Below are 20,768 nucleotides of genomic sequence, written 5' to 3'. Positions count from 1 at the left end.
TATGCTTGATTCAAGCATTGATTCAATGCTTGATTCAACCTGCGGGATCAGCTGGAGCCGGGATACACGGTCCTCCGGGACGCGCGCTCGCGGACGGCTTCGCGCGCGAGCGCGTCGGCGCGCTCGTTGAGCAGCACGCCCGAATGCCCTGGCACGTACACGAGGCGCGCGCGCGGCCGCTGCGCGAGCACGCCGCGCAGCGAGGCGATGAGCTCGGCGTTCGCCTTCGCCTTCCACCCCTTCTGGAGCACGCCGATCGAGTACTGGCTGTCGGTGTGGATGACGATGGGCCGCTCCGGCTCGTCCACCTCCTCGAGCGACCGGAGGATGGCCGTCAGCTCCGCGATGTTGTTGGTCGCGGTGCCAAGGAACTCGCTGCGCTCGATCCGCCGGCCGCCGTCGAGGATCACCACACCGAGGCCCGCGGGCCCCGGGTTCCCCGAGCACGCGCCGTCGGCGTAGGCGATGACAGCCCCTTCCGGGACAGGCGCCGCGGCGGTCGCCTCCCGCGCCGAGGCCTTGCGCTGCCCGCGCGCTGCCCCGGCCGGCGCCGGAGCGCCCGCGCCCCCTGCCCCCTCGGGCTGCTCGCCGGCACGCGCCTTCACGACCGGCTCGGCCGGGCCGCAGGTGTCGTCAGGCAGCACCTTCGGGTCGGCGATGGTCAGGTTCTCCGGGCGCGCCTTGTACTTGCGGCCGTCGTGCGGCTTGTAGCGGATCTCGACACCGCCCCCCTCCTCCGCGACCAGGGCACCCGCGGCGTCAGCGCGGGCATAGACGGATTGACCTCGAAGCGATGCGCGAACCCAGGGCACGCGCGCACCCTGGCATGGATCGGGAGCCGGCGGTACGGGAGACCGGACCCGCCGAGCGCGCCGGACCTGACCGGGCGGGCGCGACCGGGCACACGCCGCGGCGCGGTCACCGATCGATGCGCACGCCGCGGCGCGGTCACCGATCGATGCGCACGCCGCCGCACGGTCACCGGTCGATGCGCGCGCCGCCGCACGGTCACCGGTCGATGCAGAGGGCGAGGGACCACGCGCTCAACGTGCCCGAGTCGGTCCCTGCGTCGTCCCCGACCCGGAGCGTCCACGTGCCGTTCGCCGAGCCGGACAGGAACGCCGCGAACGACGCCTCCGGGCGGAAGCACCCGCGGAAGGGCGCCATGCCGGCCGCGACCGGGATCGCGCAGCCCATGTCGAACAGGGTCCCGCGGTAGTGGTCGCCGGAGCCCCCGTTGTCGCTCGAGACATCGACCGTCGTGCCCGCCGGAGAGGTGAGCGAGATGTCGACGTCTCCGTCGAACGAATGCGTGATGTCGACCTCGAGCGTCACACGCCGGATCGCGCCGGTCGCGCCGACCGAGAGGACGCTGGCGGCGACCGCGCGATCGTTGACGGGCCTGGGCACGTCCGTGGACGACTGCACCCACAGCACCTGCCCCGGCGAGCAGCCGCCCACGGCCGCATCGCAGCCGAGCGCGCAGTCCGGGTCGGCGCAGTCCGTCTCGCCGTCGAGGTCGTCGTCCTCCGCGTCGCCGCAGTTGCGCTCCTTGGCATAGGTGCACACGCTCGGCGTGCCCCGGCACGTGTACCTCGCCTCCACGACGCAGGTCGCGCTGCAGCCGTCGCCGCTCGCCCTGTTGGCGTCGTCGCACCCCTCGACGCCGGCCCGCACGAACCCATCGCCGCACCGCGCGGCGCGGCACGTGATGGGGCAGCCGTCGGCGCTGTCGGCGTCGCCGTCGTCGCACTCCTCGCCGGCCCGGATCGCGCCGTCGCCGCAGCCCTCGATGAGGCACCCGGGGCTGCACCCGTCTCCGGCGTTCCGGTTGCCGTCGTCGCACGCCTCGACGCCGGTGCGCACGAACCCGTCGCCGCACGCGGCCCGCGCGCAGCGGGTCGGGCACGCGTCGGTGTTGCTCGCGTTGCCGTCGTCGCACGCCTCGACGCCGGTGCGCACGAACCCGTCGCCGCACGCGGCCCCCTCGCACGTCGCGAGGCACGCGTCGGTGTTGCTCGCGTTGCCGTCGTCGCAGCCCTCGCTGGCCGCGTTGACGACCCCGTCGCCGCACGCGGGCGCCGCGCACGTCCCCTCCGCGCTGCAGACGTGGCTCAGGCAATCGCGCCCGGCCGCGCAGCGCATGCCGGCGGCGCACCCGACGCACGACGGCCCGCCGCAATCGATGCCCGTCTCCTCGCCGTTCCGGGCGACGTCGGTGCACGACGGCAGGCACGTCGTCCCCGAGCACCGGCTGCCCAGGCAATCGCCGTCCGCCGCGCACGCCTCGCCGGTGGCGCACGGCGGGCACGCCGGCCCGCCGCAGTCGACGTCCGTCTCCGCCCCGTTCGTCGCGCCGTCGATGCACGAGGACGCGCCGCACCTCCCGTCCCTGCAGATCCCGCTCCGGCAGTCCGCGTCGGCGAGGCACGCCGCCACGTCCGCGCACGGCATGCAGGCGGAGCCGCCGCAATCGACGTCGGTCTCCGCCCCGTTCATCACGCCATCGCCGCAATCGGGAGCCACGCACATGTTCCCGACACAGAGGTTGCTCAGGCAATCGCCCGCGGCGAGGCACTCGACGCAAGCGCCGTTTCCGTCGCAATAGCGCCCTCCGGACGGATCGGGGCCTCCGCACACCGTGGTGGCCGGCGCCGGCGGGTTCTCCGGCGCGCCGCCGATGCAGACGTCGGCCGAGCACGGGTCTCCATCGGAGAAGGCGTCCCGCTCGTCCTCGAGCTCGATCACGGCGCCTCGCCCGTCGCAAACGCGCTTCTTGCAGTCGCCCGGGACCTGCTCGGCCACGGGCTTCCCCTGCGGCGCGGGGTCGAGGCCGCACCGGCCGCCCTCGCAGGTGCGTCGCTGACACCCGCTGTCGGCCCCGGGACATTCCGCGGCCACGCTGCACGGCGCCCCGCCCCCGCCGCCCTCGCCGTTCCCGCCGTTTCCGCTGTCCCCGCCGCCCTCGCCGTTCCCGCCGTTTCCGCTGTCCCCGCCGCCCTCGCCGTTCCCGCCGCCGCCGGCCTCCGGACCCGACGGATCCCGGGGACGATCGCAGCCGGCCGCGGTCATGACAGCAGCGAGGACGAGCGGCGACAGGCTCCTCGTGAACGGAGCGCTTCTGAAGAGGTCCTCTGGCACTGGCACCTCGATCTCCTCCGCGGTTCGCGGGAGCGGCGATGTCACTTGAGGATCGATCCAGGCCTGACGGACACGCGCGCGGGGTCGATCCTCAGAGCACTAGACTGATATGGAATCGAGAGGACGCCAGCAGTCAAACGGATCGGGGGAGACCCTACCGCCACGCGCGGCGCGCAGGGCGGGGCCAGGGCGACGAGCATGCGCTGGGTCCACCGCAACGTCGTCCACCACGGCCCCCCGAAGCGGTCGCGCGCCGTCCGGTGCCGACATGCACGAAGGGATGCCGAGCGCACGGCGGCGCGTCCGGACGGCCGCCGCCTTTCCGTCGGATGGCGGGGCAAGCGTGCACTCAGGACCAGCTTGATACCCGCCCAAGGCGAGGCTTGAACCTGGAGAGAGCTCCAACGTTCGCTACCCGCGGGGCCGGTCGTCCTCGACGGCGGCGCGCCTCGCGATTGACGCCTGGTTCCCCGCGCCATATCTCCGTACGCGCTGGTCCGAAATTCTCCGTCGGAGGGGCACATCATGGCGAAGAAGATCCTGGCGAACACCGGGGCATTTCTCCTCTTGGTTGCCTTCGGCGCGCTGATGATCCCGGCTTGCACCATCCACCTCAGGCAAGGAGGCGAGGGCGGAACCGACGGCACCGAACCCGCGCCCGACGACGCGCAGCCCACGCCCGACGGCACCGAGCCCGCAGCCGACGACACGCAGCCCTCGCCCGCGGGCGGCGGTACAGGGGGCAGCGCTGGATTCACGCCCGAGGAGCAAGAGGCGATCGAGGCGGCGCGCAAGGCGGACCCGGTAGAGCTCGCGCTCACCCAGGCGAAAGCCGGTTACGCGGCGTACGCCCTCAGCGGACTGACCGAATCCCAGATCGTCGATCCTGAAACCATCGACGAAGAAACGCTGCTGCGGCTCATCGAGGAGAACGCGCCGCTCGCCTGGGAGATGGCGGAGCAGTGGATCGCCTCGCTGAATCCGACGACGCTCTCGTACGGGTACCCGGTCAATGTCGCATGCATGGCCCCGCCGTTCTTGTGCAACTCCAACGTTGCCTGCGACTTCGCGAAGATCTGCATCCTCGACGACTGCGGAGACGGCAAGTGCGAGCCATGCCCGGACACATGGGGCCTCGGGAACCTCATCACCAGCGGATGGTGCACGTACACCTGTTACGTGGGGAACGACGGTGACATCGTCGGCGCGGCGATCACATTTCGACCCAGGATCGGCAGTCACATCGTCCCATGGGTCAAGCTCTGCAGGGCGAACTAAGAAGGTGGAGGGTCTGGCCATGGATGAGTCTACCGGAGCACAGGCGCAGTCCAGAGATTGGGCTCAGTGCATGGTGCAGATGGTGAACTACGCGGCCGCGCTCGCCGCGCCGCGGGCGGCGCAAAGCCTCGGTGCCGCGCCAAGCCGGGAGGAGCTCCTCGGGCTCCTGGATCGGTTCATCGCGCTGAACGGTGAGGAATCGCGGGTGACGATCGGGGACGGGAGGCCGATCCATGAGGTCACGGCACACGCGCGGACGCTCCGCGCCCTGTGCGAGACCTGGACGCCGTCGCCCGAGGTCCCGGTCGCGATCCAGCAAGCCGCGCGGAGCCTGCTCGCCGCGTTCGGCTTTCCCGAGCCGCCCGAAGGCTGGGACGAGCTGGAAGCCCCGCCGGAGGTGCCGCCCGAGCCCGAGGACCCAGACCCCCGCCCGCCACCGACCGAAGCGGAGCTGGCGGCGCGACCGCACCCGTTTAGCTTCGGCGTGGCCATCGGGTGGTGCCAGTATCTCGGGTCACCCAGGATGGTCGCGAAGATCTCACCCGCGGATCTCCGGCTTCCGGCGCTGGGTCACCTCGACAACATGCTGGCTCTGTTCCGGACCGCGCGTAGCAAGAACGCCGAAGGGCGCGCCTATTTTGCTACGCTGATCCAACGTCTTGAGACCTTGCGCGCGCTCTGCGAGGCGTGGGACGCCACCGAGGCGCCGCCCGCGCGCGTGCAAGAGGTGGCGCGCGCGGTGCACATGCAGCTCCAGCACAAGAGCGATCCACGCGAGTACGACGCGTTCGAGGAAGACGTCGATCCGGTCTTCTTGACGATCCCCAAGGTGCGGAACGCCTGAGCGCATTGCGCTATCGCATGAAAATATCTCTCCATATTCGCATGGCGTAGCCCGTTGTGCGGGCTCGGCTACCCTGATAGGTAGCGGCGCGAGGGCGCCGGCGATGGCCTACCAAGTGGGGACCTTGTTTTCGCTCAGTGCGGGCGCTCCCGCCGGTCCGCAGGGGCCCCCGGTGCTCCGCTCCAAGCTGGAGCGTTCTCGTTCGGATCGCGAGATGTTCCAGCGCCAGGATCAGGAGAGGGATCGATGAAGGCGGGAAGCGTTTTCGCGACGGTGGCCGGACTGGGCGGCGCGGCGGTGGCGGCGAGCGGCTGCTGGCTCGTCAAGCCGTACGACTGCGCCGAGCGGCTCGAGTGCGAGGAGATCAACGAGGACGGCACGAGCAACGGCGCCTGTGAAGGCAAGTGCGTTCCCGACCCGCTGAACGGCTTCGCGGAGGAGCCGGAGCTCGTGTGGATCGGGCCCGAGCAGCTCCGGCCGCTCGCGTGTGCCGGCGTCCTGCCCGGCGCGCCCATCGATCTCAGCGATTCCTGGACGGGTCGGGCCGACCTGCCCGATGCGCCGCAGTGCCCCGCGTGCACCTGCAGCGCGCCCGTGTGCGAGCTGCCAGCGGGCGTCACCGCGCGCTCGCTCGCCGTGTGCCAGGAAGGCCCCGGCGGGGTCGAGACGCCGTTCGATGCGCCGCCTGGGTGGGACGGCGCCTGCGTGTCGCCCGGTAACTTGCCGGCGGAGCGGTTCGGCTCCTACACGATCCCGCCCGCGACCGAGCGCCCCTGCGCGCCCGTGCCCGTCGACCCGCCGCGCGCCGAGGAGCCCCAGCCGCGCGCGCTCGGCGACCTCGTCGCGGTCGCGTGCACGGGGTTCGTCGAGGAGCACCTGTGCGACCGGGAGCCGCTGTGCATGCTGTACCAGCAGCGTCCGCCGCCCGGCTTCCGGCACTGCATCTACACGTCGACGTCCAACGACCAGAGCCCCAGCCTGTCGTGCAGCGACCCCGCCCTACCCGGAGGGGCGCCGCGGTACTCCGATCGGTTCGTCTTCTACCGGGACGTGATCGATAAACGCAGCTGTGATCGCTGCACCTGCACGCCGGTGACGCCGAGCACGTGCGAGGCTCGCGTCTCGACCTACGAGGACGCCGCCTGCGGGCAGCCGATCACCACGCAGACGGTCGACGGCGAGGGCGCGTGCGTCGTCCCGCCCGCGGCGATGACGCTCGGGAGCCTGAGCGCGGAGTGGCTGGTCAACGCGCCGGGGAGCTGCGCGCCGGGGGGCGGCGAGCTGACCGACGATCCACCCGCGACGGTGACCATGACGCTCTGCTGTCTGCCGGAGGACACATGAGGCCGCAGGTCCGGGCCGGGTGGACGAGTTGGCTGCGGCGCCTGCTGGGTGCGTCGCTGGGGGTGGGGCTGGGCGGCGGGGCGCTTGTCGCCGCGTGCGGCACGCGCGACGAGCCGGAGCCGGCGATCCCCAGGTGGCCGACCATCGACCGAGAGATGCCCTGCCCCGGGGTGTGCAGGGCGGAGGGCTTGCCTGGCGTACCGGACGCGTCCGACCCATGGTACGGCCCCGAGCTGATCTGGAGAGGCAAGCCGTCCGAGGCGCCATCGTGCAGGTCGGTCGGCATGAGGCATCCTGCGCACCGCTCGGAGGACGACCCCGCGACGTTCTACGCCACGCTGGACTTCTACAGCGATCCCAAGCCCGGCGGCGCCTGCCCCGGCTGCGGGTGTACACCCCCTCAGTGCGCGCTGCCCGAGCACATCGATTATACCTGGATCTACACCGACGATCCCAAGAACCGCCCCGGCGAGCGGTGCGACTCGGAGCTGCACCATTCCGCGCACGACGGCTTCGAGCCGGCGGGCTTCTGGGATGGTACCTGCCTGAGGCACGATGCCGTTCCCGTGGGCCCCATGGCCGCCGTGCTCATGTCCCCCTCGGGACAGAGCCAGTACTGCACTCCCTTCGAGTCTCCCGCGGGGCTGGACGCGCTCGTCGGCACCCTCTGGCGCGTCTGCCGGAGGGACTTCGAGCTGGAATCGGAGTGCGTCCAGGCCATCGAACGTTGCTTGCCTCCGGCCCCCGAGGGCTTCCGGTCCTGCCTGATGTTCTTCACAGCGGGGGACCCGGACAGCGAGCGCACAGCGTGTCCGCCGTCCTACCCCGAACGGTCGCACGTCTCGAGCGACATTCGCGGCTGCGATCGCTGCGCGTGCACAACGGTCACGCCGCCCGAGTGCACGGTGAGCCTGTCCCGGTACCGGGATCCGGACTGCAACGATCTCCTCCGCACCGACACGATCCTTGAACCCCAGGAGAACTTCCAGTCGACCTTCTACGGGAGGAGCTGTCTGGAGATGCCCACCGAGGGCCCCGTGGGCGGCGTCAGCGCGACCATCGTGGTGGACCGGGAGGGCGCGTGCGAGGCGACCGGCGGTGATCAGGTCGCCGAGCCGCATCTCAAGAATGACTACATCCTCTGCTGCGAGGCGGATTCAGGCGGCTGAGCAAGTATCCGCCGCGTCGAGCGGATTGCCTCCGGCGGCGACCTCCACGTAACTTCCCCGGACCCGCGCGCGCCGCTTCCGGCGCGCGCCCAACCAAGGAGGTCGGTTCATGCCCAAGCAACCTGTGCAAGACCCCACGGACGTCGATCAGCTCTCGGCTGTTCAGATCGAGGAACGCGTCGAGAAGACGCTCCAGCATATCGAGGCCATCAAGGCGCTCTGGCCTGGCCTCGAGCGGCTCGAGGAGTCGCGGCGCACGCGCAGCCTCGGTCGCAGCCTCGCCGTGCTGGGGCCGCCGCTCGGCAAGCTCTTCGCGCTCCTGCGCCCCACGGACGGCAAGGAGAGCGCGCTTGCGAGATCGTTCCATGTGCTCGGGGACCAGGACGACGGCGATGATCCAGAGCGGTTCGAGGTGGAGCTGCTCGAGCGGCGCATGAAGCGCGCCGTGGCCGAGCAGAAGGTCGCCGACGCGCTCGAGGACCTGGCGCGCCACCTCGACGACGACGCCCTCGCCACCGGCGAGGTGGTCATCGGTCCAGGCCTCGCCGCGCTCGACCTGGCGCGCACGATCGCCCGCCAGAACGCGAGCTTCCGCGCCATCCTGGCGCCGGTCCTGGACGACTTCAGGGCAATGACCAAGCAGGCGCGCAAGGGGAAGAAGCCCGAGGCGCCGAGGCCCGAGCCGCCGGCGCCCGAGCCGATCTGACGGCGTCGCGCGCTCGCCCAGGCAGCGCCGCTGTCCAGATCTGGCACCGCAGCGACCGGTGAGGCAACCTACCTTCGATCCCGGCGCTGCCGTCCGTCGACCCTGGACCGAGGTTCATGCTCCGCCGCGCGAGGTAGCCGGCGATGTCTCGCCGGGCACCCACCGGTACCTCGCCAGGTACCCACCGGTACCTCGCCAGGCATCCGCCGGTACCTCGCCAGGCATCCGCCGGTACCTCGCCAGGCATCCGCCGGTACCTCGCCAGGCATCCGCCGGCACCTCGCCAGGCACCCACCGGTACCTCGCCAGGCATCCGCCGGTACCTCGCCAGGCATCCGCCGAGCCCCGCCCGTTCAGCGGCGGGGCAACCTCGTCAGTATTCGACGTCCTGTTTGAAGACGAGCTCCGAGGACGGCGACCCGGCACTGGCGTTCTGCTCGACGCTGATGACGAGCTCGAACCGGGTGAGCGGCACGCTCACGTCCTTGAGCTTGCCGGTGCGGGCATCGGCGTCGAAGTTGAGCGCGCCGACCCGCTGCCAGGGCGTTTTGCTGTCCGGGCGGGCCCAGACGACGTAGGCGGAGCTGCTCGAGTCGAGGCGCTCGGGCGGCGGGAGGTTCTTCGCGGTGATGTCGAGGCGGGTCATCGCCGCGTCGAAGTTGACGTCGGCCACGATCACGGCGTCGGCGCCCGGCGCCTTCCCCATGCCCTGCGGCGTGTAGCGCAGCGGGCCGCCGCAACCCGCCATCATCGCGCACGCAAACGCCACGACAGCGAGCCGCAGCACCTTGGAAACATGTCCTCTCATCTCGGTAGCTCCTCCTTCGTCCCTCTGCTGCGGGCGAAGACGCCTCGCGAGCCGCCGGCACCGGCCGGCGGCCAAAACTGTCGCGGCATCATAGCCGCTTTCGACGGCGCCGACGGCGCTCGCCGATGCAAGACGGCGGCCCGACGCGCTGGGCGAGCCGGCCGCTCCGCCGCCCCGCGCGCTTCGTTAACAGCGCGGCGCCCGCAGGACAACAGCCCGGCGCCCGCAGGACAACAGCCCGGCGCCCACAGGACCGCGGCGGGGTCCGGCCGCCAGGCAGGCGGCGCATCGCCGGCGAGCGCGGCACGCGCGACAAGGTGCCCCCGGGGTCGGCGAGCAGGGCGGACGGATCGCGTGGCGAAGCGCCGGCCATAGGCTAAAGTCTCGAAATCGAGATGGATTTGGCACACACACGGCTCGGAGCGCGGGGCGACCGCTGGGCGACATCGAGGGGGATCCTGGACGTCCGCACGCCCGCGTCCGACGTCGTGACGCGGCGCTTCGAGGGGTACGCGACGCTCGATCTCATCGAGCCGGCGGTCCGGCACCTGGAGGCCCTCATCGACTCGGGCCTGCATCCGATCGTGTTCGACGATTTCGAGCTCGGCACCGGCTATGACAGCGACGTCCGGGCCAAGCTCACGGCGTGGCACCTGCGGAACCCCGGCAAGCTGAAGGAGGTCCATATCCTCGTAAAGCCGGGGCTCGTCGCCATGGGCGTCACGGTCGCCAACCTCGCCACGGGCGGTCGCTTCAACATCTACACCGACCGCTCGGCGTTCGAATGGGCGCTCGCGGGCGTGCTGACGACGAGGATCACGGCGGGACCCGCCTCGTCGGTGCGCGTGCCGTCCCCGCGCTGACGAGCGCCCCCGGCGACGCGCGGGTGGATCGCGCGCCGCCGACCCGCGCTCACGGGTGCTGCACGACCCCGTTCGACGGCACATTCCTCGAGCCGAGCGTGATCTCGCTCATCCGGCTCGGGTGCTTGCCTTCAATGCCATCGTAGTAGCGGCGAATCGTCGCCATATCGGCGTCGATGTCGCCCGTCGGGTGGAATACGTGGAGGATCCCGCCGCGCTTCTTGGAGAAATCGAGGTATCCGAGGAGGATCGGGACGCCGGCGCCGAGCGCCACGTAATAGAAGCCCGTCTTCCAGCGCTTCGTGCGCGAGCGCGTGCCCTCGGGCGCGATGATCAGCGTGAGCTCCTCGCTCTGCTTCAGCACGTCAGCCACGGCCGCGACGAGGTTGTTGCGGTCGCGGCGGTCGACGGGGACACCGCCGAGCCACCGGAAGAAGAAGCCGTAGGGCGCCTCGAAGAGGGTGTGCTTGCCGAGCCAGGAGAACTCGAGATCGAGCGCGTAGCTCACCGCGAGCGTGAACGGGAAATCCCAGTTCGACGTGTGGGGCGCGGCGATCAGCACCGCCTTCGGCGGGAGATCCGCCACGCCCTCCACACGCCAGCCGAATACGGACAGCCAGGTGTGGGCGACAAACCGGCGAATGGCGCGGCGGGAGGCTGAAAAACTCGGGGCAGCGGCGCTCGGCATAGAGGACCTCGACGGTAAGCAGCCGGAGATTCGTCGTTGCCCGACCGGATGTCACGTCACGCTTCCGTCATCCACGCCGCGGCCGTGCGCGCGTGAAATACAGCGCGCGCGCACGGACGCAGCGCGGCGCGCACGGACGCAGCGCGGCGCGCACGGACGCAGCGCGGCGCGCGCGGACGGACGTGACGGCGCGCGCCGCGCTGCGCGCTCAGCGCCGCTCGATGCCGTGCGGCTTGCCCTCGCCGTAGCCGGACAGCGTCTGCACCCCGATGACGGCCTTGTCGTGGAGCTCGTCGAGGTTCGCGGCGCCGGCGTAGGTGCACGCCGATTGCACGCCGGTGATCATCTCGATCAGGATGGCGCCGACGCTCTCGCGGCCGTCGTGGATGTAGATGCGCGACGTCGAGATGCCCTCGCGGAAGAAGACCTTCTTGGCGCGCTCGAACGGGTCGAGATCAGCGGTGCGCTCGCTGACCGCGCGGGCGCTCGCCATGCCGTAGTTCTCCTTGTAGAGCAGCCCATCGCGGTCCTCCATCACGTCGCCCGGGCTCTCGTAGGTGCCGGCGAGGGTCGTCCCGACCATGACGCGCGAGGCGCCGGCGGCGAGGTAGAGCGCCACGTCGCGCGGGTGACGGACGCCGCCGTCGGCCCAGACGCGCTTGCCGTGGCGGCTGGCCTCGCGGGCGCACACGCGCACCGAGGAGAACGTCGGCCGGCCGGCGCCGGTCTGCATGCGCGTCGTGCACATGGCGCCGGGGCCGACGTTCACCTTCACGATGTCGGCGCCCGCGTCGATGAGGTCGCGCGTGCCCTCCGCCGTGCAGACGTTGCCGGCCACGAGCGGGACGGCGCCGCCCGTCGCCCCCCGCACCGCGCGGACCGCCTCGATCATCCGCCGCTGGTGGCCGTGCGCCGTGTCGAGCACGATCGCGGAGACGCCGATCTCGAGCAGGCGCGCGGCGCCCTGGGCCGCCTGCGCGGAGATGCCGATCGCCGCGGCGACCATGAGGTCGCCGCGGTCGTCGAGCGTCGGCCGGAGCAGCTCGAGGCGCACGGCGTCGTCGCGGGTCAGCACGCCGTGGAGCCGCCCCTCCTGGTCGAGCACGGGCACCGCCTTCACGCGCGCGTCCTCCATCAGCAGGAACGCGGTCCGGTTCGGCGTGCCCGCCTGGATGGTGATGAGGCGCGACGACATGAGCGCGGACGCGGGCGTGTACTGGTCGCGGTTGCGCAGGTCGGCGTGGGTGACGATGCCGATGGGGCGGCGCTCGTCGTCGACCACGACCACCAGGTCGTGCGACCGCTTCCGGATGATGCCGTGCACGTCGCGGAGCGTCGCCCGCGGCGAGACCGAGAGGGGCGTGTCGTACCGCGGATCGGCGCGCTTGATGTGGCGGACGATGCGCTCGACCGTGTCGAGATCCATGTCCTGCGGGAGCACGCCGAGGCCGCCGAAGCGGGCCATCGTCTCGGCCATCCGCTTGCCGGTGACGGCGTTCATGTTCGCCGAGACGATGGGGTGCGAGCCGCCGGGGAAGTCCGTCGGGCGCAGGTCGGTCTCGAGGCGGGAGCCGCCGGCGAAGTAGCCGGGGGTCAGGAACACGTCTTCGAGGGCAAGCTCCAGGCTCTCGTCACGCTCGGGGTGGAGGAAGCGCATGCATGGCTCCGATCAAGGGGGGTCGCGCCGCGACGGCGGCGCGACCCGACAGTCTAGTGCCGGTGGCCCAGGCCCGTCGCCGATTGCGCGGGAGGTCCTCCGAGGGCTTACCGATCCGATGGAGACCGGCAGGCACGACGGGCGGCGTCGGTCGAGGCGGCGATGACGCTGTCCAGGATCGCGGCGATCCGGGCCGCGGCGGCCTCGGACGAGAGCTCGCGCGGCGGCGGCGCCGGGACCGGCAGGGCGCCCGTCTCCCGGAAGCGCGCGAGGTGGCGCGCGAGCGCCGCGGCGAGGCCCTCGACGTCGGCCGGCGCCACGCGCGCGTTGTCGTCCCGGTGCGCGAGCAGCTCGTCGACCTCGGGGCTCGCCGCGGCGCTGACGATCGGCATGCCCGACGCGGCGTAGTCGTAGGTCTTCGCGGCGATCCGCAGCACGACGCGGGGGGCCACCACGGTGAGCAGCACGTGCGCCCGCCGCAGCTCGGCCATCACGTCGCGCTGCGGGATCGGCGGCAGCATCTCGATGTACGGGGTGAGCCCGAGCCGCTCGAAGCGGTCGCGATCGTAGGCGGACGTGCGGCCGATCTGCCGCAGCACGAGGTCGCCGGGCGCGAGCCGCTCGCGGTCGATCAGCCGCCGCAGCGCGGCCCCGATCGCGTCGGCCGAGGTCTCCTCCCGCAGCGTGCCGAGGTGGAGGATGACGAAGCTGCGCGGCGGCTCCGGCGCGGGGGCCGGCGCGTACAGCGCGAGATCGAAGTGGTTGCGCACGAAGGACGACTTCGTCGCGAGCTCGGGGAACCGCGCGCGATAGGCCTCGAGAGCGCTCCTCGTGTTGAGGATCACGTGGTCGGCGCCCGCGAGCCAGCGGCGCTCGATGCGCGGCACGAGGGCGCGCCGCGCCCGCTCGGCCAGGCCGGACGGGGGGCCATGGCCGCTCTCGTGCAGCGACCACGGGTCGCGCAGGTCGAGCACGAGCGGGACGCCGAGCGCGCGCTTCACGTGGAGGCCCACCGGGCAGGCCGAGAACGGGCCGGCGCTCACCACGACGGCCTGCGCGCCGGCGCGGCGGGCGAGCGAGACGGCCACGCGCGCGGCGTGCGGCGCGTGCAGGATGCAGCGATCGGTGAGCGCCCGGAACGGGCGGAGCCCCACGAGCGGGCCCCCGGGTCGCGCCCGGCGCGGCACGCGCGCGCGCAGGGCGGCGAACGCCGCCTCGGCGGCGAGGACGGCCGGGTCGAGGTACGCATCGGCGACCTCCACCTCGGGCGGCAACGCCGCGAGGAGGCCGTCGTCGCGCGCATCTCCGGGGAAGGTCGCGGACAGGACGACGGGACGGAAGCCGTGGCGCGGCAGGTGCCGCGCGAGCTTCACCCAGCGGAACGCGCCCACGCTCGTCTGCGGCGCGAAATAGGGCGAGATCAGCAGGAACGGGCGCACGGTCGGGGGATCCATCGCAACGTACCAGGCGCCCGGGCGCTCAGGCGTCGCGCGGCGGCCCGTCGCCGGCGCTCGTCCCGCGGCCGCGGCCGCGGCCGAGCAGGTCCGCGTAGAGCGCGAAGAGCGCGTCGAAGTGCTCGTCGCTCGCAGGCAGCCGCTCGCCCGCGGCCCGGGCCGCGGCGGCGCGCTCGCCCCGGGGGCGCTGCAGCACGCGCTCGATCGCGGCCGCGACCTCGGCGGCCGAGGCGCGCGGCGGATACGCCTCGGCGGCGCCGGGGCTCACGAAATCCGTCGCGGCGCCGGCCGCGGGGACGACGAGCGGCAGGCCCGAGCAGAGCGCCTCGCCCAGCACGAAGCCGAACGTCTCGGCGGCACCCCCGTGGACGAACACGTCGGCGCTGGCGAGCAGCGCCGCGTAGGTGGCGCGGTCCTTCGCGAAGCCGAGGAAGCTCACCTGCGGCAGGCCGGCCGCGCGCCGCTCGAGGCGCGCCCTCTCCGGCCCGTCGCCCAGCACCACGAGCGCCACCGGGCGCCGCGCCGCGAGCTCCAGCGCGGCGTCGATCACGAGCGCGACCCGCTTCTCGACCGCGAGCCGGCACGCGACGAGCAGCAGCGCCGCCGACGGGTCGTCCGCGAACCGGCCGAGCAGGCTCCGCCGCAGCGAGGGGTCCGCGCGCGAGGGGTCAAACGACTCGCGCCGCACGCCGAAGGTGACGCGGTGGACGCGCTCGCAGCCGTGCGCGCGGAGCTGCTCGGCGATGAACGTCCCCGGGGCGATCGTCGCGTCGAACCGCCGCGACAGGGCCCGCGGCCAGGCGAACAGCGCGCCCTCCAGGGCGCGGGCGACCGCGCGCGGGCGCACCCGGTCGAGCAGCGGCGCGGCGTACGTGCTGATCTGGTCGGAGTGGTACACGAACGTGCGGAGCGGGACCGAGCGCTCGGTCGCCGCGACGAGCGCGGCCGTGTACGGCGCGCTCGCCTGCAGCACGTCAGGGGCCTCGCGGCGGATGATGGCGCGGACCGCGCCGAGCCGGAGCAGGGCGTGGTAGGTCGGGTCGTACGGCATCGGCGGGCCGGCCACCCGCACGATGCGGCCCTGCTCGAGCGGCACCACCTCGTCGCGCGGCCCGGGCGCCACGACGACCACCTCGTGGCCGCGCCGGCTGCCCTGGCGCACGAGCTCCTCGAGGTACGACCGCACGCCGCCCCCGCGCGACGAGAAGAACTCAGCGACGTCGAGGATCTTCACGAGTGGTGGCTCCCTCGCCAGAGCATGCCGCCCTTCCATGCGCGCGTCAGCGACCCGGAGCGGTTCATCACGTGGAGCAGCGCCGGCAGGAACAGGAGCGCGCTCGCCACGCACGCGATCTCGCCGCTCACCGCGACCCAGCCGAACGAGTTCAGCGCCTGGTTGTCGGCGAAGACGAGCGAGCCGTAGCCGAGCACGGTCGTGTAGCTGCAGAGCGCCACCGGCCCGGCCGAGCGCTTCACCGCGAGCGCCACGTCGCCGCCGAGCAGCCGCGCGCGGTCGAAGACGTTGAACGGGTACTCGGCGCCGATGCCGAACGTGATCGGGAGCGCGATGAAGTTCAGGAAGTTGATCTTCACGTCGAGCATGGCCATCGCCACCGCCGTCGCGAGCACGCCGAGCACGAGGGACGACAGGACCGAGAACGCGCCCATCAGGCTGCCTGTCGCGAGCACCACAACGACCGTGACGGCCAGGAACGACACCGCCGTCGCCAGCGGGCCGTCGCGCTCCATCGACCGGATCATCTCGGCGAAGACCGTCGGCCTGCTCGCCGTCACGACCTGCGTCCCGTCGGGGAGGACCACGTTGCCGGTCGTGTTCGCCATGCGGAGGAGGTTCTTGCCGTTCGAGAACGAGACCTCGTTCTTGTACTTCACGTAGAACACCGTGCCCACGACCCCGTTGTTCTCCTCGAACCTGCGCCGGATGAGGTCGGGCAGATCCTGGGGCGTGATCACGCGCAAGGTCTCCGGCGGCTTCATGAGCAGGGCGCGCTCCCGCTCCTCCGGGGTCAGCGCCTTCAGCACGCGCGGGGTCAGCCGGTCGCGGATCCGCCCCAGGATCTCGATCTTCTGGCGCTGCTCCTCGACCGTGCCGGGGAGGGCGTCGGCGAGGGTCGCGACGTCGGCCACGAGCTTGCCCTGCGGGTCCTTCGCGTCGTTCGCCAGGATCTGCGCCTTGATGGCCGGCACCTGCTCGGGGCTGTCCGCCAGCATCATCGCGCCCGCGACGTTCATCTTGCCGCCGAAGACCTCGGACGCCTTGCGCGACCAGCTCCCCGCGCCCTTCTCGCGCGAGCTCTTCGAGCCGAGGCGCGCGAAGTTGTACTCCCACGGGTCGCTCACGTACGCGGGGAGCTTCCACGCGGCGAGGATCAGGACGACCGGCGCCACGGCGAGGAGCACGACCGGCCACCGCTTCGTCACGCGGGCGAGCGCCCGCGCCCCGGGCCCGGCGGTGCCCTCGTCCGAGACGCGCGGCGGCGGATCGCGCAGCCAGCGCGGGAGCCTCGCCTGGATGCGCTCGATGGCGACCAGCGTCGCGGGCACGAGCGGCACGATGGAGGCCCACACCGTGAGCATCCCGACGAAGCCGATCATGCCGAACTGGCTGAACCCCCGGAAGTGCGTGATCGTGAGCGACCCGTACGCGATCGCCGCCACGCACGCCCCGACGAGCTCGGCCCGGAACGCGTTGACGACCGCCTCGCGCCGCGCCTCGTCCGCGGCCATGCCGCGCGCGCGGAAATCGCGGTACCTGGACAGGAGCACGATCGGGTAGTTGACGCCGTTGCCGACGATGATCGCCCCGAGGAACGCGCCGACCGTGTTGACGTAGCCGTAGGTCGCCGTCGCGAACGCGTACCCGGCGCTGGCGCCGAACGCCGTGGGCAGGAAGATCACGAGCAGCGACCAGGGCGAGCGGTAGTAGATCATCACGCCGCCGAGGATCAGCACGAGCGCGAGCACGGTGGCCCACACCGCCTCGCTCACGAGCGACCGCTGCTCGGCGATCGCGTTCGGGATGTCGCCCGCGTACCCGACCTGCATGGCCGGGTGGAACTTCGCCGGGTCGAGGCGCCCGACGAGCGCGGTCACGTCGTCGAGGAGCTGGGCCGCGCTGCGATCGCCCATCCCGGCGCTCCGCGAGACGATGCGGATCCCGACCTTGCGGCCGTCGGGCGTGGCGAAGTAGCCGCTCGGGAACTCGTCGATCTTCTTCAGCCGCCGCTCGAGCTCCGCCCACGTCTCGTCGAGCGCCGTGCCCTTCTCGGCCGCCGCGCCCGCCGCCTGGCCCCCGCTCGCGCCGCCGCTCTCTCCCGCGTCCAGGTCGTCGATGAGGCCGCTCCGCAGCGCGATCTCGAGCTCGATCGCCTCGTCCGCCTGCTCGAGCTCCCGGACGCCGGCGTAGAGCCACTTGTTCTCGTCGAAGAAGCGGCGCACCTCCTTCGTGCCGGTCTCCACGTAGCGGATGAGCGACGCGGGCCCGCACGCCGCGCGGCACGTGTCGTCGGCGCACGCCGCGAGGCAGGCCGCGCGCCGCCGGAGCGGCTCTTCCAGCTGCTCCGAGAGCGCGTCGATGAACCGCTCGTTCGCGCCGCGCTCCGGCGACTCGGCGATCACGATGAGCTGCGCGCCGCCGTCCACGCGGCTGGCCTGGCGCTCGTAGGCCATGAACGCCGGGCTGTCGCTCGGCAGGAGCTCCCGGAGCTCCGTGCGCAGCTCGAGCTGCGAAGCGTACCCCCATAGCCCTGTCATGGCGGCGATCGCCATGCCGATCACGAGCCAGGGTCGGCGCCCGCTGAAGTCGACGAGCGCCCCGATCATCCTGAGGAGCATTGCGAAGAACACCTCGAGCCGGCGCCGCGCGGAGGGCGGCGCCGGGCAGGTCTTACCATGCACGCCAGGCGCGCATGGTGGTCAATGTCAATGGTTAGACGGACCTTACGCGCAGAACGACGGCTGGATGCCCTTCGGCCGCGGCGCCGCGGCCGGGCGCAGGTGACCGAAGGCGAACAGACCGCCGGTGAAGCCCAGCCACGAGCGGAAGTGACGGAAAGTCTCCAACCACTGGAGCGCCTTCGGCCCGTCGACGAGCGGCCGGAGGCCGGCCCCAGCAGCGTGCTCACGCGCGTTGACGAAGGCGTTCGCGATCATCCGCTGGACCACGAGCGGCGAGGAGCGCTCGCGCGCGCGCTGCGCGGCCGCGCTCCCGAGCCGCGCGGCGGCCTGCGGGTCGCGCGCGAGCGCGAGCGCGGCGTTGCCGAACGCGGCGTTCGCCTTGGCCTCGGCGAGCGTCCCGCGGCCCGGATCGAGCAGCAGGCCGTTGTAGCCGCTCTGGATCTGCGAGCTCACGCCCATGCCGTCGGCGAACGCGATCGTCGGGGTGCCGCACCAGAGCGCCTCGCTGAGCACGTTGCCGAACGTCTCGCTCAGCGACGCGTGAAGGAACGCCGTCGCGTGCCGGTAATAGTCCGAGATGCGGCTGTACGGCACCTCGCCCGTCATGATCACCCGCCGGGCGATGCCGAGCTCGCGCGCCAGCGCCGCGTACGCCGCGCTGTCGGGCCCGTCGCCGACGAGCGTGAGCGTCGCCTGCGGGTGGTGCGGCGCGATGTGCTCGGCGAAGATGCGGATCAGCCGGTGCTGCGACTTCTCGCGCGTGTGGCGCCCGGCGCAGACGAAGCGCGGGCCGCGCGCGTCCAGCCCGCGCTCCTCGAGCATCGGGGCGTACGGGTCGGGGCCGAGCGGGCGATCGAACACGTCCTCCGGGACCATCCGCGGGATGACGTGGATGGGCACCGTCACCCCGCGTTCGCGCCAGTAGTCGCGCAGCCCCTCGCTCAGCACGACGAGCCCGTCGCCCTGGTTGTACAGGTCCACGAAGAGCCGCTCCATCGGGGCGCGCAGCGTCTTGTGGAGCACCGTGTGGACCGCGCCGATCCGGGACACGCGCTCCGGCAGGAGCACGTCGTACGCGGCCGCGAGGTGCGTCGTGTTCACGCAGAGCAGCGGGATGCCGCGCATCTTGCGGAGCCAGATGCCGAACTCGACAAGGAGCGTCGTGGTCTGGGCGAAGCAGATGTCGAAATCCCACCGCATCGGATCGAACACGAAGGACTCCAGGGGCATCGGCAGGTGCACCCCCGGATAGGTGCGCAGCGGCAGGCTGGGCAGGGCGATGGTGCCGGGCGGCATCTCGTCGGCCGAAGCGTCCGGATCCCGCGGTCCGATCAGTGTTGCCTGGTGACCACAGGTGTTGAGCGCGCGATACAGGGCCCGTGTCTGGAAGACGGCCCCGTTCGCGTAAGGAATGCGCGTGAAGTCGCTGAGGATGGCGACCTTGAGCGGTCGCCCGTTGGCTCCCGAGAGGGCAGCGAAGGGATTTTCAGGAAGCGCCGCCTGCGCCCTGACGGGGGAATGCCCTCCCCGCGCCGATCCGGGCGATGGAGTGTGGCGCACCGACGCGATCGCCTCGTGCTGTGCGCGATCGATCCGGTGCTCACCGAGCGGCCGTATTGCATCCATGGTCATCTTCGTTGCTCCTTCGAGAAGCGGCGCAGACCGCCGTCCTATCGACCGGTGCCCGCGGCGCAACGGTCGATATGACGTTCATGTCGTGCCTCTGGCAGCCGTGTCGTTCCGCGCCCGCGAGCGCAGCCTGCCGCTGGCCACAGCATGCTGGCCACAGCAGCCATTCCTCGCCCTCGTCAGTCCGAGTGGACGGGGACGTTTAGCAAACCTTGTGCCGATTTCACACCTGTCGTCGTCGCGCAAGTGCGAACGCGACGATGCACCTAGGCGATTCTGCGCGCCTCATCAAGCATGGCGAGCACGGCCGACGGCGCATCCGGGAGCGTGCCCGCGAGGTCGACGCGCGCGAAGTCGCCTGCGCGGACGCGCTCGAAGAAGCGCGCCACGCAGCGCGACGAGAGCGACGCGAACGAGCGCGCGACGGCGACCCCGGCGCGCGCGGCCAGGCTCGCGTTGAGCGCCTGCTCGTGATCGTGCTCGGCGTGGAGGGCCAGCACGGGCTTGCCGGCGAGGACGCACTCGGCGAGCAGGTTGCTCCCGGCCGAGGCCACGACGGCGGAGGCGGCGGCGAGGTGGGCGAGGAAATCGCGGCTGTCGAACGGCATCGCCTGCACGCCGGGCACGCGCAGGTCCGGGTCGCCGAACGCGACGACGCGCCGCCCGCCCGCCGCGACGAGCTCGATCGCCGCGCGCGCGTTGCGATCGCGGAAGTAGCAGACGACCGCGCCGGGCGCGATCCCCTGCCCCGAGCCCGCGGGCGGCCGCCGCGGCGCCGGGCGCGCGACGATCGTGCGCGGCGCGGCCGGCTCGGCGGGCAGGAAGTGGACGGCGACCGCGTAGGTCCGCCGGGTGACGGCCCACGTCGTCCGGCGGCACGCGAGCACCCGCAGGCGCGGCAGCTCCTCGGGCAGGCGGCAGCGCGAGAAGAGGAGGTCGTGGCCGAGCGCGACGGCGGGGATCCCGAGCGCGCGGGCGGCGAGCAGCGAGGGCACGTCCCCGTCGCTCAGGATGGCGTCGGGCCGGAAGCCCGCCTGCTCGACGATCTCCCTGGCGAGGCGGCGCGGGAGCTCGAGCACGCCCCCGAGGCCGGGGTAGATGGGCCGGACGAGGCGGTGCTCCGGCAGGGCGCCGAGCAGATCCGCCGCCTGGCCGCCGCCGTAGATCCTGAGCTCGTGGCCGCGGTCGCGGAGGGCCCCCGCGATCGCGAGCGCGCGGCTCGCGTGCCCGCGCCCGCGGCCGTGGACGTAGTAGCCGATCCTCGCCACG

At 72.3% G+C, this 20,768-nt stretch carries 16 protein-coding genes; 6 read left to right on the top strand and 10 right to left on the bottom strand.

Annotated features, from left to right (window positions below):
• Window positions 1–47 precede the first annotated feature (47 nt).
• Both WMF36_RS05930 and WMF36_RS05925 read right to left on the bottom strand, forming a co-directional pair.
• On the bottom strand, window positions 48–812 hold the full coding sequence (locus tag WMF36_RS05930) for a ribonuclease HI (RefSeq protein ID WP_437578631.1): 765 nt from the start codon (window positions 810–812) through the stop codon (window positions 48–50).
• A gap of 196 nt (window positions 813–1,008) precedes the next feature.
• Window positions 1,009–3,147: a DUF4215 domain-containing protein gene (locus WMF36_RS05925; RefSeq protein ID WP_437578630.1), complete on the bottom strand. Its 2,139-nt coding sequence runs from the start codon at window positions 3,145–3,147 to the stop codon at window positions 1,009–1,011.
• A 519-nt stretch (window positions 3,148–3,666) separates the two neighbouring features.
• On the opposite strand from WMF36_RS05925, the gene WMF36_RS05920 reads away from it, so the two are divergent.
• From WMF36_RS05920 to WMF36_RS05900, 5 genes are all read left to right on the top strand, one after another.
• Window positions 3,667–4,419, top strand: coding sequence for a hypothetical protein (locus WMF36_RS05920; protein WP_437578629.1), 753 nt, complete (start codon window positions 3,667–3,669; stop codon window positions 4,417–4,419).
• Between the two features lie 19 nt (window positions 4,420–4,438).
• Complete coding sequence (locus WMF36_RS05915; protein WP_437578628.1) at window positions 4,439–5,263, top strand: hypothetical protein; 825 nt, start codon at window positions 4,439–4,441, stop codon at window positions 5,261–5,263.
• A 246-nt stretch (window positions 5,264–5,509) separates the two neighbouring features.
• On the top strand, window positions 5,510–6,607 hold the full coding sequence (locus WMF36_RS05910) for a hypothetical protein (RefSeq protein ID WP_437578627.1): 1,098 nt from the start codon (window positions 5,510–5,512) through the stop codon (window positions 6,605–6,607).
• A gap of 284 nt (window positions 6,608–6,891) precedes the next feature.
• A complete protein-coding gene (locus WMF36_RS05905; protein WP_437578626.1) occupies window positions 6,892–7,776 on the top strand; it encodes a hypothetical protein in 885 nt (294 codons plus the stop codon).
• Between the two features lie 109 nt (window positions 7,777–7,885).
• A complete protein-coding gene (locus WMF36_RS05900) occupies window positions 7,886–8,482 on the top strand; it encodes a hypothetical protein (RefSeq protein WP_437578625.1) in 597 nt (198 codons plus the stop codon).
• A gap of 373 nt (window positions 8,483–8,855) precedes the next feature.
• Here WMF36_RS05900 and WMF36_RS05895 read toward each other — a convergent pair whose 3' ends face one another.
• Window positions 8,856–9,290, bottom strand: a complete 435-nt coding sequence (locus WMF36_RS05895; RefSeq protein ID WP_437578624.1) for a hypothetical protein — start codon at window positions 9,288–9,290, stop codon at window positions 8,856–8,858.
• Between the two features lie 395 nt (window positions 9,291–9,685).
• Here WMF36_RS05895 and WMF36_RS05890 point away from each other — a divergent pair, with 395 nt between their 5' ends.
• Entirely contained in the window at window positions 9,686–10,153 is a 468-nt protein-coding gene (locus tag WMF36_RS05890; protein ID WP_437578623.1) for a hypothetical protein, read from the top strand.
• Between the two features lie 49 nt (window positions 10,154–10,202).
• Here the strand turns inward: WMF36_RS05890 and WMF36_RS05885 are convergent, their stop codons facing one another.
• The 7 genes from WMF36_RS05885 to WMF36_RS05855 form a co-directional block, all read right to left on the bottom strand.
• Window positions 10,203–10,739: a lysophospholipid acyltransferase family protein gene (locus WMF36_RS05885; RefSeq protein ID WP_437578622.1), complete on the bottom strand. Its 537-nt coding sequence runs from the start codon at window positions 10,737–10,739 to the stop codon at window positions 10,203–10,205.
• 310 nt (window positions 10,740–11,049) lie between these two features.
• Window positions 11,050–12,498: a GuaB1 family IMP dehydrogenase-related protein gene (locus WMF36_RS05880; protein ID WP_437578621.1), complete on the bottom strand. Its 1,449-nt coding sequence runs from the start codon at window positions 12,496–12,498 to the stop codon at window positions 11,050–11,052.
• Between the two features lie 107 nt (window positions 12,499–12,605).
• A complete protein-coding gene (locus tag WMF36_RS05875; protein ID WP_437578620.1) occupies window positions 12,606–13,952 on the bottom strand; it encodes a glycosyltransferase in 1,347 nt (448 codons plus the stop codon).
• A gap of 25 nt (window positions 13,953–13,977) precedes the next feature.
• Window positions 13,978–15,186, bottom strand: coding sequence for a glycosyltransferase family 4 protein (locus WMF36_RS05870; protein WP_437578619.1), 1,209 nt, complete (start codon window positions 15,184–15,186; stop codon window positions 13,978–13,980).
• Window positions 15,183–17,807, bottom strand: a complete 2,625-nt coding sequence (locus WMF36_RS05865) for an MMPL family transporter (RefSeq protein WP_437578618.1) — start codon at window positions 17,805–17,807, stop codon at window positions 15,183–15,185. The genes WMF36_RS05870 and WMF36_RS05865 overlap by 4 nt, the downstream gene beginning before the upstream one ends.
• A 105-nt stretch (window positions 17,808–17,912) precedes the next feature.
• Entirely contained in the window at window positions 17,913–19,502 is a 1,590-nt protein-coding gene (locus WMF36_RS05860; protein WP_437578617.1) for a glycosyltransferase, read from the bottom strand.
• Window positions 19,503–19,765: 263 nt separating this feature from the next.
• Entirely contained in the window at window positions 19,766–20,767 is a 1,002-nt protein-coding gene (locus WMF36_RS05855; RefSeq protein WP_437578616.1) for a glycosyltransferase family protein, read from the bottom strand.
• Window position 20,768 lies beyond the last annotated feature (1 nt).

The organism is Sorangium sp. So ce887 (assembly GCF_051521455.1).
Lineage (GTDB): Bacteria > Myxococcota_A > Polyangia > Polyangiales > Polyangiaceae > Sorangium.
This window is presented reverse-complemented; position numbering and strand designations above follow the sequence as displayed.